At 49.8% G+C, this 2,165-nt stretch carries 1 protein-coding gene and 1 pseudogene; both read right to left on the reverse strand.

Annotated elements, in window-relative coordinates:
• Nucleotides 1-224: 224 nt before the first annotated feature.
• On the reverse strand, nt 225-1,274 hold the full coding sequence (locus ACESNI_RS00780) for an IS110 family transposase (protein ID WP_373084000.1): 1,050 nt from the start codon (nt 1,272-1,274) through the stop codon (nt 225-227).
• Between the two features lie 154 nt (nt 1,275-1,428).
• A pseudogene (locus ACESNI_RS00785) lies at nt 1,429-2,114 on the reverse strand (IS6 family transposase).
• Between the last annotated feature and the right edge of the window lie 51 nt (nt 2,115-2,165).

Here is a 2,165-nt window from a genome sequence, read left to right on the forward strand (position 1 = left end):
TCATGTCTCCGGCCTTTAAATGCGGCTTTTATCTGACACCCGCGGGCCCTGATGTTTTTCGCTAGAACTGATCCCTCTCAGACTATCGCGCTTGAGTGGCGCAAGACAGCACCTCGGGTTTTTCGGTTCTGGCGTATCCCATTTCGCCTTTTGTTTCACATCATCACGTAATCACTCCGCCAATTGTCAATGCCCACAGGGCAATTTCTATTCATTACTTTCAATTATGCCATTTTCGAAGCAACCCCCTTGGGCGTTGGCTGGTATATTGTGTTTTGCATCATAACCGCCCATGCGATACGTGCCATTTTGTTAGCCAGAGCAACGGCAACGAGCTTGAAAGGCTTTTTAGCCAAAAGCGATAAAGCCCATACGGCAAGTGGAGTATCAGTTTTGCCCGACTTGATGCTGTAGAGGGCTGAATGGGCGCCGATAACAAGCAACTTTCGCAAACGCCGGTTACCCATCTTTGTGATGCGGCCCAGACGAGGCTTGCCGCCAGTTGAGTGCTGCCGGGGAACCAGGCCCAAATAAGCGGCAAATTCCCGGCCACCTTTAAACAGGCTGGCATCTGGAATACTGGCTGAAAGACTGGACGCCACGATCGGGCCAATACCCGGGATGGTCGCTAGACGCATACTCACATCACTCTTGCGATGAGCGATGAGAATGGCTTTACCCAGCTTGCTAATTTGTGCGTCTATATCGAGCAATGCTGTCGCCAGAGGCAGAAGTGCCGAGCGGGCACTGGCGCTAAGGTCATCATTGTTCTCCTCAAGAATAATAGTAATGAGGAGGTGAACATTGCGAGCCCCTTGAGAAACAACCATACCAAATTCAGCAAAATGTCCGCGCACGGCATTGATCAAAGCAGTCCGCTGCGAGACCAGCAGATCCCGGGCACTATGCAACATCAGTGTTGCTTGTTGTTCTTCGCTCTTAACAGGGACAAAGCGCATGGAGGGCCTTGTGACAGCCTCGCAAATGGCGGCGGCATCAGCCGCATCATTCTTTTGTCGACGCAGGTACGGCTTTACATAGGCAGGCGGAATGAGCCGAACTTCATGGCCCGATGCCATAAGCGTTCGGGCCCAGTGGTGAGCTGTCGCGCAGGCCTCCATACCGATCAAACAAGGGGATAGATTACTGAAGAATATCATCATTTGACCCCGTCGGAGGGATTTGCGTAAGACCACCTCGCCGTTCTCGTCGATGCCGTGAAGCTGAAAAACATTCTTTGCTATATCAAGTCCAATTGTTGTGATCTTCTCCATGATCGTGGCTCCGGTTAAAGGTTATATGTACCCGTACAGGATACATCAAATGACGCGGCGAAGCGCCATCCACAACATCAGACTAATGCGACCTCGTCTCTATTTGGCGTAGATTGGCACAACGGCGCCTCTATTATGCCGCGCTAAGTTGTCGCTACTCGGCCAAGGCGGCATTTCTCTGAAGTTTGAATGTTTCTCGGTTGGTTAAATGGCGTTCATGGTTGAAGTGGTTATGGACTGATGCGTGGATGGAGACGAATTTTTGCAAACTTCGCAGGCACTTGAATTGCAACATCGTCTGCTCTCGTCGTGGAATTGGTAGGTGGGAGTTTTACAGCGATTGTTCTTCCACCGGCCAATCTCTTGAACCTCGGCATTTCCGATGATCTTCATCGCGGCACGATATGATTTTAAACGATCTGTAACAATTTCCTGTGGCCTTCCATATCGCTTCATGATTTTCTTGAGGAATTTCAAAGCGGATTTGCGATCGCGTCGTTTAGAAACATAGACTTCCAGCACTTCCCCCTCGTGGTCAACCGCCCGCCACAGATAGTGTGTTTCACCATTGATTTTGACAAAGACCTCATCGAGATGCCATTTCCAGTTTGAATAATTTTGAGACGGACGGATCCGTTTCTTACGGATTTCACTTGCGAACAACGGACCGAACCGGTTCCACCAATAGCGCACAGTCTCATGGCAAATGTCGATGCCGCGCTCATGAAGAAGGTCTTCGACATTTCGTAGAGAAAGTGGAAACCTGACGTACATCATCACAGCCAGGCGGATGATCTCAGGAGATGTTTTAAAATAGCGGAATGGGTTCTTTTTTGTCATGCTCGGAGGCTAATCGACGAGCAAATGCCCATCAGCAATTTTCTTCTGACA

This window comes from Sneathiella sp. (assembly GCF_041689005.1).
Lineage (GTDB): Bacteria > Pseudomonadota > Alphaproteobacteria > Sneathiellales > Sneathiellaceae > Sneathiella.

Coding starts and splice junctions, on each gene's coding strand:
- ACESNI_RS00780 (WP_373084000.1), bottom strand. CDS start 1,274: ATGGAGAAGATCACAACAATTGGACTTGATATAGCAAAGAATGTTTTT.